Annotated in this window: 15 protein-coding genes and 1 pseudogene; 15 read left to right on the top strand and 1 reads right to left on the bottom strand. The window is 48.5% G+C overall.

Going from position 1 to position 15,093, the window contains the following annotated elements; translation table 11 throughout:
* Positions 1-56 precede the first annotated feature (56 nt).
* Positions 57-506: a CBS domain-containing protein gene (locus OMP95_RS06830; RefSeq protein WP_266327284.1), complete on the top strand. Its 450-nt coding sequence runs from the start codon at positions 57-59 to the stop codon at positions 504-506.
* A gap of 3 nt (positions 507-509) precedes the next feature.
* On the opposite strand, the gene OMP95_RS06825 is transcribed toward OMP95_RS06830, so the two are convergent.
* Positions 510-905, bottom strand: a complete 396-nt coding sequence (locus OMP95_RS06825; protein WP_266327282.1) for a DUF3579 domain-containing protein — start codon at positions 903-905, stop codon at positions 510-512.
* Between the two features lie 68 nt (positions 906-973).
* Here OMP95_RS06825 and ileS point away from each other — a divergent pair, with 68 nt between their 5' ends.
* The 14 genes and pseudogenes from ileS to OMP95_RS06755 form a co-directional block, all read left to right on the top strand.
* Positions 974-3,775 carry an isoleucine--tRNA ligase gene (gene ileS / locus OMP95_RS06820; protein ID WP_266327280.1) on the top strand — a complete coding sequence of 934 codons (2,802 nt, stop codon included), beginning with the start codon at positions 974-976 and terminating at the stop codon, positions 3,773-3,775.
* A complete protein-coding gene (gene lspA, locus OMP95_RS06815) occupies positions 3,775-4,239 on the top strand; it encodes a signal peptidase II (protein WP_266327278.1) in 465 nt (154 codons plus the stop codon). Before ileS ends, lspA begins: the two co-directional genes overlap by 1 nt.
* A complete protein-coding gene (gene hisC, locus OMP95_RS06810) occupies positions 4,239-5,333 on the top strand; it encodes a histidinol-phosphate transaminase (protein ID WP_266327276.1) in 1,095 nt (364 codons plus the stop codon). Before lspA ends, hisC begins: the two co-directional genes overlap by 1 nt.
* Positions 5,333-6,220: a prephenate dehydrogenase gene (locus OMP95_RS06805; protein ID WP_266327274.1), complete on the top strand. Its 888-nt coding sequence runs from the start codon at positions 5,333-5,335 to the stop codon at positions 6,218-6,220. Before hisC ends, OMP95_RS06805 begins: the two co-directional genes overlap by 1 nt.
* A gap of 19 nt (positions 6,221-6,239) precedes the next feature.
* Entirely contained in the window at positions 6,240-7,562 is a 1,323-nt protein-coding gene (gene aroA, locus OMP95_RS06800) for a 3-phosphoshikimate 1-carboxyvinyltransferase (protein ID WP_266327272.1), read from the top strand.
* The gene (cmk, locus tag OMP95_RS06795) at positions 7,555-8,223 is read left to right on the top strand and encodes a (d)CMP kinase (protein ID WP_266327270.1); all 669 of its coding nucleotides are present in this window, start codon (positions 7,555-7,557) and stop codon (positions 8,221-8,223) included. Before aroA ends, cmk begins: the two co-directional genes overlap by 8 nt.
* A gap of 108 nt (positions 8,224-8,331) precedes the next feature.
* Positions 8,332-10,005 (top strand): 30S ribosomal protein S1, encoded by a 1,674-nt coding sequence (gene rpsA / locus OMP95_RS06790; RefSeq protein WP_266327268.1) that lies wholly within the window; start codon positions 8,332-8,334, stop codon positions 10,003-10,005.
* A gap of 123 nt (positions 10,006-10,128) precedes the next feature.
* On the top strand, positions 10,129-10,419 hold the full coding sequence (locus OMP95_RS06785; RefSeq protein WP_266327266.1) for an integration host factor subunit beta: 291 nt from the start codon (positions 10,129-10,131) through the stop codon (positions 10,417-10,419).
* 8 nt (positions 10,420-10,427) lie between these two features.
* On the top strand, positions 10,428-10,814 hold the full coding sequence (locus OMP95_RS06780) for an Mth938-like domain-containing protein (protein WP_266327264.1): 387 nt from the start codon (positions 10,428-10,430) through the stop codon (positions 10,812-10,814).
* A 393-nt stretch (positions 10,815-11,207) separates the two neighbouring features.
* Positions 11,208-12,632 carry a cytochrome-c oxidase, cbb3-type subunit I gene (gene ccoN / locus OMP95_RS06775; protein WP_266327262.1) on the top strand — a complete coding sequence of 475 codons (1,425 nt, stop codon included), beginning with the start codon at positions 11,208-11,210 and terminating at the stop codon, positions 12,630-12,632.
* A 10-nt stretch (positions 12,633-12,642) separates the two neighbouring features.
* Positions 12,643-13,323, top strand: a complete 681-nt coding sequence (ccoO, locus tag OMP95_RS06770; RefSeq protein WP_266327260.1) for a cytochrome-c oxidase, cbb3-type subunit II — start codon at positions 12,643-12,645, stop codon at positions 13,321-13,323.
* Positions 13,316-13,525 carry a cbb3-type cytochrome c oxidase subunit 3 gene (locus tag OMP95_RS06765; RefSeq protein WP_266327258.1) on the top strand — a complete coding sequence of 70 codons (210 nt, stop codon included), beginning with the start codon at positions 13,316-13,318 and terminating at the stop codon, positions 13,523-13,525. The genes ccoO and OMP95_RS06765 overlap by 8 nt, the downstream gene beginning before the upstream one ends.
* The gene (ccoP, locus tag OMP95_RS06760; RefSeq protein WP_266327256.1) at positions 13,518-14,444 is read left to right on the top strand and encodes a cytochrome-c oxidase, cbb3-type subunit III; all 927 of its coding nucleotides are present in this window, start codon (positions 13,518-13,520) and stop codon (positions 14,442-14,444) included. The genes OMP95_RS06765 and ccoP overlap by 8 nt, the downstream gene beginning before the upstream one ends.
* A 329-nt stretch (positions 14,445-14,773) precedes the next feature.
* Positions 14,774-15,093: pseudogene (locus OMP95_RS06755) on the top strand (cytochrome c oxidase accessory protein CcoG); the annotation flags it as partial.

The raw sequence follows: 15,093 nt of genomic DNA, 5'->3' as shown, positions 1-15,093 counted from the left end.
CGCCTGATAACTCAAGCAGAATAGCGGTAGGCATTTTTGCTATGAGGGACGAACGGATGAAAGTCAGGTCGATCACCAAGAATAAAGGCAAACCGGTTATTGGTTTGTCGCCTTCGGACACGCTGGATAAAGCGGTCACATTGATGATGGATCATCGAATCGGTTCACTGGTGGTGACAGACAGTGACGGCCTGCTGGTGGGTATCATATCTGAGCGTGATCTGCTCAACATCCTGCATCAGAAACATGCTATGTGGAGTCCGATCACCGCTGCCGATGCCATGACGCCCGATCCTTATACCTGTGATCCAGATGACACGCTGGAAGAAGTGATGAACATTATGGTGGAGCATAATGTGCGTCATTTACCGGTTGTTTACAAAGGTAAGCTGGAAGGTATGTTATCGATTACTGATATCGTTGAAGAGCTGCTGAAAAAAGCCAAGTTTGAAAATAAACTGTTGAAAAACTACATCCAGAACTGGCCCGACGCCGAGCATGAATAAAGTTTATTGATCTTCCTGCAACGGGAAAGCATTGGTGCGATAGACTTGCAAATTATTTTCTTTTGCAAAGTCGGTTAGAAACTCAAACAGCATTTCATCTTTTTGCTCTAATATTGCATCGATGACCACGCATTTGACGCTGTCAATCGAGGCCAGCCGCACATGAGGGTGAAAAATAATACGGCGACCTGGACCATAACTCGCTACAGCGCCGCAAAGGCGTTCAGCCCAGTCGCTGGGGCGGAATTTTCCGCCATCCTGAGTCAATCCTTTAATAATCACCTTTTCTGATGTGGACATATCTGTGCCAGCTCGTAGTTTGAAACGATATAAAAGCCATATTCTACTGTAAATCATTGCTGATGCATAAGCTGGCCGGATAAATAAAACTGCTTTCAATGATTTAGGTCGTTCGTAAAAATCCGTATAATTACCGCTTTTGATGATTGTGAACTACGAGAGATCTTGTGGCCGACTACAAACAGACTTTGAATTTACCTGCAACCCAGTTCCCGATGAAGGCGGGTTTGCCTAATCGCGAACCGCAGACGCTGAAGCGTTGGCAGGATATCGACCTGTACAAGAAACTGCGTGAAAACGCCAAAGGCCGTCCGCTGTTTATTCTGCATGACGGACCGCCGTATGCCAATGGTGATATTCATATCGGTCATGCGGTTAATAAAATTCTCAAAGACATCATCATCAAATCCAAAACCCTGAGCGGTTTTGATGCGCCTTATGTGCCGGGCTGGGACTGCCACGGTCTGCCGATTGAACTTAATGTGGAAAAGAAAGTCGGCAAACCCGGTGTTAAAGTCACTGCCAAGGAATTCCGTCAGGCCTGTCGCGATTATGCGGCTAAGCAGGTTGATGGTCAGCGCGAGGATTTCAAGCGCTTGGGCGTGTTGGGTGAATGGGAGAATCCCTACCTCACCATGGATTTCAGTTTTGAAGCCGATATCATTCGCACCCTGGGTCAAATTATCAAACAAGGCCATTTGCATAAAGGCGTGAAGCCGGTCCACTGGTGTGTAGATTGTGGTTCCGCTTTGGCAGAAGCCGAAGTCGAATACGAGGACAAAACCTCACCAGCGATTGATGTGCGCTTCAAAGTGATCGATACCGACGCGTTTGTTGCAGCCTGTGGCGGTCAGGGCCACGGTGATATCAGTGTGCCTATCTGGACTACCACCCCCTGGACTTTACCGGCCAACCAGGCGGTATCTTTAAATCCGGAATTTGAATATGTACTGCTGCAGTGTGGTGATGAACGACTGCTGCTGGCAGCAGCGTTATATGAATCTGCGCTGGAACGTTACGGTCTGGATGGTGAAGTGCTGGTTCGTTGTAAAGGCGATAAATTTGAAGGTCTGCTACTCCAGCATCCTTTCTACGATCGGCAGGTACCGATTATTCTGGGGGACCATGTCACTGCAGAAGCCGGTACTGGTGCGGTACATACTGCGCCCGGCCATGGTCAGGATGACTACACTGTGGGTTTAAAATACCAGCTGGAAGTTGATAATCCGGTGGGCAGTAATGGTTGCTTTTTACCTGAAACGCCCGTATTTGCCGGCGAGTCGGTGTTCAAGGCTAACCCGCAAGTGATTGAACTGCTCAAACAGAAAGGGGCTTTGCTGGCCCATGTCGATATTCAGCACAGCTATCCGCACTGCTGGCGCCATAAGAGTCCGATCATCTTCCGCGCCACGCCGCAGTGGTTTGTCAGCATGGATCAGAACGGTCTGCGTCAGGCGGCGATGAAAGCCATCGCTGATACCCAATGGATGCCGGACTGGGGCCAAAAACGCATCGAAGGCATGGTCGAAGGCCGCCCAGACTGGTGTATTTCCCGTCAGCGTACCTGGGGCGTGCCGATTCCTTTATTTGTGAATCAGCAAACCGGCGAACTGCACCCGGAAACTGAACAACTGATTGAAAAAGTCGCACAAAAAGTCGAACAGGATGGTATTGATGCCTGGTTTGAAATGGATGCAGAAGTCTGGCTGGGCAGCGACGCGGCAGAATATGAAAAAGTTACAGATACCTTGGATGTCTGGTTTGACTCCGGGGTGTCACATGCCTGCGTTTTGGCGCGTCGTGCAAATCTGCATCGTCCGGCAGATTTGTATCTTGAAGGCAGCGATCAGCATCGCGGCTGGTTCCAGTCGTCGTTGCTGACATCGGTCGCAACAACTGGCGCAGCCCCGTATAAAGCGGTGCTGACCCATGGCTTTACCGTGGATGCCGAAGGCAAAAAAATGTCCAAATCCAAGGGCAATGTGGTTGCGCCGCAAAAGGTGATGAATAACCTGGGGGCTGACATTATTCGCCTGTGGGTTGCGGCGACCGACTACAGTGCCGAGATGTCGGTTTCAGATGAAATTCTGAAACGTACCGCCGATTCCTATCGCCGTATCCGTAATACAGCACGATATCTGTTATCCAATCTGTCTGATTTTGATCCGGCGCAGAATTGTGTCGCGATCGAAGACATGCTGCCGCTGGACCGCTGGGCTTTGGATCGGGCCTACCATGTGCAGCAGGAGATTCTGGCCGCTTACGACAGCTATCAGTTCCATTTGATTTACCAGAAAATTCATAACTTTTGCGCCAATGAAATGGGCAGCCTGTATCTGGATATCACCAAAGATCGCCAGTACACCATGCAACAGGACAGTTTGGGCCGCCGCTCAGCGCAGACTGCGATGTATCACATTGTGGAAGCGCTGGTACGCTGGATTGCGCCGGTTTTGAGTTTCACTGCTGATGAATTGTGGGAGTATTTGCCTGGTGAGCGTAATGAGTCAGTGATTTTGAATAAATGGTATGAAGGATTAATATCTCAAAGTGAAGGTGTTCATCTTGACTTCAATTCATGGGAACATATTTTTGATGCGCGTGACGCTGTTTTAAAACAGTTAGAGGTGTTGCGGAATGAAGGCAAGATAAAAGGTGGTTTAACTGCGGAAGTAACACTTTACGCAGATCCGGAATTCTTCAAACACTTATCTCAGCTTCAAGGTGAGTTGAAGTTTGTATTGATTACCTCTCAGGCAACTTTGAAACCTTTGGCCGAAAAACCTGCTAATGCTATTGATACTTCAGTAAATGGACTTTCAGTTGCTATTGAGGCATCAAAATATGCACGTTGTGATCGCTGTTGGCACCAGGTTGAGTCAGTGGGCAAACATGCCGAGCATCCTGATTTGTGTGAGCGTTGTATTGAAAATGTGGATGGCGCAGGTGAACAGCGTCAATTTGCTTAATGCTTAAATGGCTTAATCTTTCTGCATTGGTGATCGTGCTGGATCAACTCAGCAAATGGTTAATGAGCAGCTTGTTGGATTTGCATGAAACCGTGCCGGTGATGCCGTTTTTCAATTTCACATTGGCCCATAATACTGGTGCCGCTTTCAGCTTTTTGTCATCAGCAGGTGGCTGGCAGCGCTGGTTTTTTGTGGTATTGGCTTTATTGGTCAGCACTGCGTTGATTGTCTGGCTGAAAAGGCTTGATAAAGCCGCCAAGCTGGAAGCCGCATCGCTGGCTTTGATTTTGGGCGGTGCCATCGGCAATGTGATTGATCGTCTTTATCACGGCTATGTTATCGACTTTATTGATATCTTCTACGGCAGTTATCACTGGCCTGCTTTTAATATCGCTGATTCAGCTATTTGTATTGGTGCGGTGTTATTAATTGTCGACAGCTTCAGCAACAAAACGGAGCAATAATGAGTTTTTGTGATTTGGCAGTAAGCGGCGTCGCTGATCTGCAACCTTATGTTCCGGGCAAACCGATTGCAGAGTTACAACGTCAGTATGGTGTTAAAGAGGTCATCAAGCTGGCATCGAATGAAAACCCGTTGGGCCCGTCAAAAGCAGCTTTGGCCGCTTTGGCGCAATCATCTCGGGAGATAACACGCTATCCGGATGGTAACGGTTATACCTTAAAGATGGCACTGGCAGAAAAATATCAACTGGTGCCGGAGCAGATTACATTAGGCAATGGTTCCAATGATGTACTCGAACTGGTGGCACGGGCGTTTGCCGCGGGCGGCGATGAAGTGATTTATTCTGAACATGCATTTGCCGTGTATCCTTTGGTCACCAAAGCGGTTGGCGCCAAAGGCATTGTGGCGCCTGCCAAAGAGTATGGCCATGATTTACAGGCAATAAAAAAATGTATCAACAGCCGTACCAAACTGATTTTTATTGCCAACCCGAATAATCCGACCGGTACCTGGATAGCACCAGCTGAGCTGAAAGCTTTTATGGAGAAAGTACCGGAAAATGTGCTGGTGGTGCTGGATGAAGCTTATGTGGAGTATCTGGAACAATGGGAAAATACCGTAGCCTGGCTGCAGGATTATCACAATCTGATTATTACCCGGACATTCTCCAAAGCTTACGGACTGGCCGGCTTGCGTGTCGGTTACGCTTTATCCCACCCGGAAGTGGCGGATTTGCTGAACCGGGTCAGACAACCGTTTAATGTTAATAATCTGGCTCAAGCCGCCGCGGTGGCGGCACTGAGTGATGACACCTATCTGCAACAGGCCAGAGAACTGAACAATACCGGTATGAAACAGCTGATAGCCGGCTTTGAAAAGATGGAACTGCAATTTATTCCTTCCAAGGGGAATTTCATTACCGTTAATGTGCATTCCAATGCTGCTGAAGTTTATGATGATTTGCTTTATGAAGGCGTGATTGTCAGACCTATCGCTAACTATGGCCTGCCACAACATTTGCGGGTCAGTATTGGCCTTGGCGAAGAAAACCAGCGTTTCCTTGCTGCGCTGGCAAAAGTTTTGGGGCGTGGCTGATGATTAACCGTCTGGCTGTTATCGGTGTGGGTTTGATTGGTGGTTCGCTGGCATTGGCATTGAAAAAAAACGGTGCGGTAAACGAGGTGGTCGGTTATTCACGTAGCGAAGCTGCCCGTCAGCAAGCCCTGGAGCTGGGACTTATCGACCATGCTGCGGACTCTGTCAGCGAAGCGGTCAAACAAGCGGATATGGTATTTGTTGCGGTGCCGATGGGAGCGATGTCCCGTGTATTTGAAGAGATGGCGCCTCATCTCAATCCCGAAGCCATCATTACTGATGGCGGCAGTGCCAAAGCACAGGTAGTGGCAGCTGCCAGACAAGCGTTGGGCGATAAATTCAGACAGTTTGTACCGGGACATCCGATTGCCGGCACCGAGAAAAGTGGCCCTTCCGCGGCTTTTGCCTTGCTTTATCAGGATCATCGCATCGTATTAACCCCGGTCGCCGAAACCGATGCTGCTGCGACAGCCAAAGTCAAAGCCATGTGGCAGTTAACCGGCGCCGAAGTGTTTGAAATGAACGTCGAACATCACGACATTGTACTGGCCGCGACCAGCCATTTGCCGCATGTTCTGGCGTTTAATCTGGTGGGTTTGTTGGCACAGCGTGATGACTGCGATGAAGTATTACGTTATGCGGCTGGCGGGTTTCGTGATTTTTCCCGTATTGCTTCCAGCGATGCGGTGATGTGGCGTGATATCTGCCTGGGCAACCGTGATGCGATTCTGAGCTTACTGGAGCAATATCATCAGGGACTGAACCAGATCGAACAGGCCATCCGCGAGGGTGACGGTGACTTTCTGATTGAGGTTTTTGCCAGAGCTAAAAAAGCCCGTGATACCCGGTTCGCCGATCCGGATTTAATAGACAACAGTGAAGTGTGACGGAGTGGAGTAGTCAAGCGTGACCAGCGAAAATAATAAGAAATATATTGTGCAGCCCGGCGGGCGTATAACAGGTGAACTTCGGGTTCCCGGCGACAAATCCATTTCACACCGTTCCATTATGCTTGGCGCTCTGGCTGAAGGCACTACGGAAGTGACCGGTTTTCTGGAAGGTGAAGATGCATTGGCTACCCTGGCTACATTCAGAACGATGGGCGTCAATATTGAAGGGCCGGACAAAGGCCGTGTGACGATTCATGGTGTCGGTATGCATGGCCTGAAAGTGCCGGACAAAGCTATTTATCTGGGTAACAGCGGTACCTCGATTCGACTGCTGAGCGGTTTGCTTGCCGGGCAGGCGTTTGATTGCACTCTGACCGGCGATAAATCATTGTCCGGCAGACCGATGAAGCGGGTAACCGAACCGCTGGCCTTGATGGGTGCAACTATTGATACGGATGAGGGCGGCAAACCGCCACTGACTATTCATGGTGGCAGCAAACTCAAAGGCATTGATTACACGCTGCCGATGGCCAGTGCCCAGGTGAAATCCTGTTTATTGCTGGCAGGTATGTATGCCGAGGGCAAAACCAGTGTGACCGAACCGGCTCCCACCCGTGATCACACAGAACGCATGCTCGCAGGTATGGGCTATCCCGTTGTCGTCAACGGCAGCACTATCAGCATTGAAGGTGGCGGCAAGTTAACGGCAACCAATATTGATGTGCCCGCAGATATTTCATCAGCGACATTTTTTATGGTGGCAGCCGCCATTGCGCCCGGCTCGGATATTACGCTGAAACATGTCGGTATCAACCCCACCCGTATTGGTGTGATCAATATTCTTAATATGATGGGCGCTGATATCACCTTGTTCAATGAAACTGTGACCGGCGGTGAACCGGTTGCGGATATTAGAGTCAAATATGTACCGTTGAAAGGCATTCGGATTCCGGAAGATCAAGTGCCACTGGCGATTGATGAATTTCCGGCGCTGTTTGTCGCTGCAGCCTGTGCAGAAGGGCAAACGGTACTGACGGGCGCTGAAGAACTGCGCGTTAAAGAAAGTGATCGTATTCAGGCGATGGCAGACGGATTGCAAATCCTGGGTATTGATGCGACACCGACCGCAGATGGCATTGTGATTAACGGCGGTGTGATTGGCAGCGGTGAAGTGGAAAGCCATGGGGATCATCGTATTGCCATGTCATTTGCCATTGCCGGTCTGCAAGCCGGAGGCAGTATTCAGATTAATGATTGTGCCAATGTGGCAACTTCATTCCCGGGTTTTGTAGAACTGGCCGCTGAAGCCGGACTGAATATCGAGGAAATCGATGGCTGATATCCCGGTTCTGACGATTGACGGTCCCAGTGGCTCAGGCAAAGGCACAATCGCCCAGCTGATTGCCCGTAACTTTGGCTGGCATTATCTGGATAGCGGCGCCATTTATCGTGTTCTGGCGCAGGCGGCTTTGAAACATCAGATTGATCTGGCTGATGAAAAAGCGCTGACAGCCCTGGCCGAGACGCTGGATGTGCGTTTTGAGCTCAATGATGATGATCTGAAAGTGCTGCTTGAAGGGGAGGATGTAAGCCTGTTGATTCGTTCGGAACAGGCCGGCAATGCTGCTTCTAAAGTCGCGGCGATACCTTCGGTGAGGACTGCATTATTGCAGCGGCAGCGCGATTTTTGTCATGCGCCGGGACTGGCTACTGATGGCCGTGATATGGGCACTGTGGTGTTTCCGGATGCACAATTTAAAGTGTTTTTAACGGCCAGTGCCGAAGAGCGGGCGCAAAGGCGTTATAAGCAGTTGAAACAGAAAGGAATTGAGAGTAACCTTTCTGATCTCGTTGCGGAAATTTCCGAACGTGATCGACGTGACAGCGAGCGTGAAGTGGCCCCGTTGCGGCCGGCCGAAGGCGCGCTTATCCTCGATTCTACCGCGTTGGGAATTGATGCTGTGTATGAAAAAGTCAGGGCATATTGTACTGACTTTTAAATTTGGTGCCTGTCCGGCCTTGTCGGATAGGGTGTTTAACTATCCTGCATTTTGCAGGTAATTTTTGGTGATTCTGTTGCCTTAAAACAGGGTCAAGGATATTTAACAATGAGCGAAAGCTTTGCTGATCTCTTTGAAGAGAGTCTAAATTCAACTCCAATGCAACCAGGCAAAATTGTTACCGGTACGGTAGTCAATGTAGGCCCCGATGTTGTCATGGTCAATGCCGGTCTGAAATCAGAAGGCGCTATTCCAGTATCAGAGTTCCTCGACGAAAATGGTGAAATCACTGTTTCTGTTGGTGATCTGGTCGATGTCTCACTGGAATCACTGGAAGATGGTTTTGGTGCAACACAACTATCTCGTGAAAAAGCCAAAGCGGCCGAAGCATGGATTAAATTGGAACATGCATTCGAAGCCAACGAAACGGTTACTGGTGTAATCTCCGGTAAAGTAAAAGGCGGCTTCACCGTCGATCTGGAAAACATCCGGGCCTTCCTGCCGGGTTCTCTGGTTGACGTGCGTCCTATTCGTGACACTTCCCATCTGGAAGGTAAAGACCTCGAATTCAAACTGATCAAACTGGATCGTCCACGTAATAACATCGTTGTTTCACGTCGTGCGATCATGGAAGAAGAAAACAGTGCAGAACGTGAAGCACTGCTGGAAACCCTGGAAGAAGGTAAAGTGGTCAAAGGTATCGTCAAGAACCTGACTGACTACGGTGCATTCGTAGACCTGGGTGGTATTGACGGTCTGTTACATATCACTGATATGGCATGGAAACGTGTCAAACATCCTTCTGAAGTTGTTGCCATCGGCGATGAAATTGAAGTGCAGGTTCTGAAATTTGATAAAGAACGTGAGCGTGTTTCTCTGGGTCTGAAACAAATGGGTGACGATCCTTGGAAAGATATCGCACGTCGTTATCCAAACAGTACCCGTATCCACGGTAAAGTCACTAACATTGCCGACTACGGCTGCTTCGTTGAAATCGAAGACGGCGTTGAAGGCCTGGTTCACATGTCTGAAATGGACTGGACCAACAAAAACGTTCACCCATCTAAACTGGTTCAACTGGGTGATGAAGTAGACGTGATGGTGCTGGATATCGATGCAGACCGCCGCCGTATTTCACTGGGTATCAAACAATGCCAGGCCAATCCTTGGGAAGAGTTTGCAATGACTCATAACAAGGGTGACAAAGTAAGCGGTGCCATCAAATCAATCACTGATTTCGGTATCTTCATCGGTCTGGACGGTGGTATCGACGGTCTGATTCACCTGTCTGACATCTCTTGGGAAGAAGATAACGAAGAACTGATTCGTGATTTCAAGAAAGGTGATGATATTGAAGCCGTTGTACTGGCAATTGACCCTGAGCGTGAACGTATCTCGCTGGGCATCAAACAACTGCAGGACGACCCGTTCTCTGCATTCCTGTCTGAAAACCCACGCGGAAGCATCGTTACCGGTACCGTTACCGCAGTAGATGCACGTGGTGCAACTGTCGAGTTGGCTGAAGGTGTAGAAGGTTATATCCGTGTGGCTGATATTGCCCGGGAACGTGTTGAAGATGCGAGCAAAGTACTGGCTGTTGGTGAAAAAGTTGAAGCTAAATTCACCGGCATGTCTCGTAAAGATCGCACGCTGACGTTGTCTATCAAAGCTAAAGATGATCAGGAAGAATCTGAAGCGGTGAAAGAGTACAGCAACCTATCTTCCGGCAACACCACTTTGGGTGATCTGCTGAAAGAACAAATGGATCAAAAAGATAATTAATTATCTTGTTTCAGGTTATAAACACCCGGCTTGTCCGGGTGTTTATTCTCTCCTTGAATCAATGGATTGATAAACATTCTTAACATCGGTGTTTAGCGCATTAACTCCAGGAATTTTAAAGACATGACCAAATCAGATTTGATTGAAGTTTTATCTGAGAAACAATCTCTATTGAATTACCGCGATGTTGAGCTTGCCGTGAAATTAATCCTCGAACAGATGAGTGACAGTTTGTCACAAGGTGATCGTATTGAAATTCGCGGGTTTGGCAGTTTTACTTTGCACCACCGTCCACCACGTATCGGCCGTAATCCAAAAAGCGGTGAATCAGTGGAACTGGACGAAAAATATGTTCCACATTTTAAACCTGGCAAGGAACTCCGTGACCGCGTCAATGATGCCGCAGGTTACTGATATTTCAGATGAAACTGAGTCTGGAAGCGGTTCCTGAATACAACCAGATCCATTCCTATGACGATAACAAAGTCGTTATTCGTCCCAAAAACCAATCCCATCTCGAGCCCATCGAGACCAACTTTATTCTGACGCCCGAGCAGTTGTTCAAGGACTGGCAGGTGAGGGATATCACACAACTCACAGACAGCGAGCTGGCTGAACTCAAAAGACTGGATCCGGAAGTGATTTTATTTGCTACCGGTTCCGGTCTTACTGTTGAGTTACAGCAAATAGCTGCAATCCTGATGCAGGATCATATCGGTGTTGAAATCATGGATCTCGGCGCCGCCTGCCGCACTTATAATCTGCTGTTGACTGAAGAACGCAGAGTTGTCCTGGCCGTTTGTTTTTAAACAGAATTGATTCGCCAACAAATTTTTTATCGCAGTTGACAAAAATGTGATTTGACTCATGATTTCTTTTTGCCTGGCTTGTTGCTGTAAGTAGTTGTTTTTTTTGAGAACAGCTAGTGATGACTGGCAAAGGTCGATGGTTATAACTTGACCACCTTCCCTGTTCTTAGGAAAATTCTCCGCTACGCAAATAAATAAGGCATATGACTGTTCCCCCCGTGGTTTTTCACTTGTCACTTGATCTGGATCAAGGTTTTGGTAAAGAGCAAGAAAATTTTTAATGTAAAATTGGGTGGCTTTATCTATAAGCGTGAAGAAAAGGGTCCCAGCCTCGACATAAGACAATTAATGGGGCTGAGAACGTGTTTTCCATAGAGAGAAGGTGTGGTCGCTATGCAAGCGGAACAACAGCAGTATAACTATAAAGTGGTCAAGTGGTTCGCCTATATGGCGTGCGTTTACTTGGTCATTGGCACCGGCGTCGGTGTCTATATCGCATCAGAACTGGCTTGGCCGTTTCTGAACTTCGATAACCCCTATATCAGCTTCGGGCGACTGCGTCCAGTACATACTAACGCGGTCATTTTTGCTTTCGGTGGTTCAACACTGATGGCAACCGCATACTACATCGTGCAGCGAACCTGCAGCACCCGCCTTTGGAGCGACAAACTGGCCTGGTTTACCTTCTGGGGCTGGAACTTGGTTATCCTGGGTGCGGTAATTACCTTACCTTTAGGGATCACACAATCTAAAGAGTATGCCGAACTGGAATGGCCGCTGGATATTTTGATCGCCGCCGTATGGTTGGCTTACACCTTCAACTTCATCATGACTATTTCCATTCGCAAGGTTTCACACATCTACGTTGCGAACTGGTTCTTCCTGTCAATGATGATCATGATTACCTATCTTCACGTGGTAAACAGTCTGACTATTCCGGTTGAAATGTGGAAATCCTATTCTATCTTTGCCGGTGTTCAGGATGCGATGATTCAATGGTGGTGGGGGCATAATGCGGTTGGTTTCTTCCTGACATCGGGTTTCCTTGGCATCATGTATTACTTCGTTCCCAAGCAGGCAAACCGTCCGGTCTATTCCTACCGTTTGTCGGTTATTCACTTCTGGGCTTTGATTTTCGGTTATGTCTGGCTGGGCGCACACCATCTGCAATACACCGCCTTGCCTGACTGGACCGGTTCGCTGGGTGCGGCTATCTCACTGGCGATGATCATTCCTTCATGGGGGGGGGCGATTAACGGAATGTTCACCTTGAGTGGTGCCTGGGACAAATTGCGTACCGATTATATCCTGCGTTTTCTGATTGTATCGCTGGCCTTTTATGCGATGTCGACTTTTGAAGGCCCGGTCATGGCGGCGAAAACCGTAAACGCGTTGTCTCACTACACTGACTGGACTATCGGTCACGTTCACTCCGGGGCTCTCGGCTGGGTGGCGATGGTTTCCATCGGTGCGCTGTATCACATGGTGGAACGTATGTGGGGGACAACCATGTACTCGGTACGTCTGGTTAATCTGCATTTCTGGATGGCCACTATCGGCACAGCGGTGTATATCACGGCGATGTGGGTGTCAGGCATCATGCAAGGTCTGATGTGGCGTGCTTATGATGATTACGGCAATCTGGCTTATACCTTTGTTGAATCAGTCGCTCAAATGCATCCTTATTATGCGATGCGTGCGGCGGGCGGTCTGATCTTCTTCCTGGGCGCCTGCGTCATGTTGTTCAACGTGACGGTAACTATTCGTCGTGCAATTGCCAAACCATCCGCAGAGATGGCGACAGCAGCTAACATTTAAGGAGACTGGAATGTCTGAGCATAACTCTAATAAGCCAGTAACCTTTCAGGAAAAACTGGAAAAAAATATCTGGGCACTGGTGCTGGCAACAGCGCTGGTCGTCTCCGTAGGGGGTATCGTTGAGATTGTCCCGCTGTTCTATCTGAACACAACATTTGAAGATGATGTGCATCCGGAATATGAAGAGTTGAAAGGGGTACGTCCATACACTGCACTGGAATTGGCCGGTCGTGATATTTATCAGCGTGAAGGCTGTTACCTGTGTCATTCACAGATGGTGCGTCCTTTTCGCGATGAAAAAGATCGTTACGGACACTACTCTCTGGCCGTTGAGTCCAAATACGATCATCCATTCCAATGGGGATCCAAGCGAACCGGGCCCGATTTGGCTCGTGTAGGTGGCAAATACTCCGATGCCTGGCAAATCCAGCATTTGCGTAGCCCACGTTCTGTGGTACCCGAATCGGTCATGCCGAACTATCCATGGCTGGATGATGCAGAAGTTGATGGTGCAAAAATGGAGAAACGTCTGCGTGCTATGAAAGTGCTCGGAGTGCCATACAGTGATGAAGATATCAAAGGAGCTGCAGCTTCCGTAGAGGGCAAGACTGAAATGCAGGCACTGGTGGCTTATCTGCAAGTGTTGGGCACCATGGTGAAATTTGAACCCGGTAGAGACTATCGTGACTAAACTTCAAGAGTATTTCCATACTGACTGGAACGCGATGACTGCAACAGATTGGTTCGGTCTGGTGTTCACGGTAGTGATATTTCTGCTGATGGTTGGACTCTATTTCTGGGTGCTGAACCCGAAAAATAAAGACAAACTCGAGTCCCATCGCACCATGCCCCTGGATGATGACGAGACAAATTCGGAGAAAAAAGATGGCTGATAACAAAAATGATCCTAACCAAGTGTCTGATACCGGACACGAGTGGGATGGCATTAAAGAGCTGAACAATCCACCGCCCCGCTGGTGGACCAATGCCCTGTATCTCAGCGGCTTGCTGGTGCTGGTTTACTTTATCCTTTATCCATCACTGCCACTGGTCAGCGACAGTACTAAAGGTTTGTTAGGCTGGACTCAAATCAAAGAGTACAAAGAAGATTTGGCCAAAGTTGAAGCCAAGCGTGCACCTTTTGAAGACAGGCTGGCTGAGATGACTGCAGAAGAAATCCTGACTGATCCGGAATTGCGTAACTATGCTGTGGGTTCCAGTAAAGTACTTTACGGTGACAACTGTGCAGCCTGTCACGGCACCGGTGGTAATCCGGCGGCGGGTTCCGGCTATCCTGTCCTGGCTGATGATGACTGGCTCTATGGTGGAGATGTGAATACTATCATGGCCACTTTGGCAAAAGGCCGTCAGGGTATGATGCCGGCGCACGAAAAAATGCTCAAAACAGAAGAAGTTGATGGTCTGGTACAGTTTGTGATGAATGCCTCTGAAGGCAATGCAACTGAGGCTGGCTGGAAACTGTATAACGAAAAAGGCTGTGTGGCCTGTCATGGCCAGGATGGTAAAGGTGTCCAGCAACTGGGTTCTGTGAATCTGACAGATAAAATCTGGCGTTTTTCCGGTGAGGAAGAAGAAATCCGCCACACTATTCTGCATGGCGTCAACGATGCTTCCGATCCTCTTACCCGTGTAGCAGTGATGCCTTCATGGAGTGAAAAACTGGCAGTCAAACTGGAAGCACTGGAGTGGGATGAAGAACCGGAATATGACGGAACTGAAACTGAACGCTTGACCGAAACCGAAATCAAGAAACTGGCTGTTTATGTTCACCAGCTTGGTGGTGGTCAGTAATTTAAAGGTTATGGACCCTGACATGCTGTCAGGGTCATCATAATTCAGCAATTCAGTCAGGAGATTAAAAAATGGGTATTGATGCTGTTGTTGTGGGCGCAATTGCCAGCGTGGTGGTCGCGATTATCGTCATTGGCTTTATCGGCTATAATATTATTAAAAACATGGATAACAAATCCGACGACGACTGACGTGCTATTTTCATAATTTCATTGATAAAAAAGCTGGCTTACCGTCGGCTTTTTTATCATAAATATATATCAGCAAATGCTAATTATGATTGTGCCGTATGTTAAAATCTACCAAGAGATACGCCTAGAGACGCTTTTATGACAGAGCAGCAAACTAATCCGGCAATCGATTCCGGTTCCATCTACGACGAAATGTCAGACTGGCATGTGAACACCGGAGAAGGCAAAGTCGTCGCCAAGCGAATGAAAGGCCGTTTCCGGCTGCGGAAATGGATGGGCATGGCGGTATGGCTGCCGTTTTTCATTGGCCCCTACATGCGCTGGGACGGCGAACAAGCCATCCTGTTTGATATTCCCAACCGCCAGTTCACCTTCTTCAACCTGACCATCTTCCCGCAAGACATCTGGATGCTGTCTCTGACCCTGCTGTTTTTCGCCATCTTACTGGCGGCCGTCAC

The organism is Methylophaga sp. OBS4 (assembly GCF_026319305.1).
In the GTDB taxonomy this organism is placed as follows: domain Bacteria; phylum Pseudomonadota; class Gammaproteobacteria; order Nitrosococcales; family Methylophagaceae; genus Methylophaga.
Note: the sequence above shows the minus strand (reverse complement) of the source record. Positions and strands in the feature narration are given on the sequence as shown.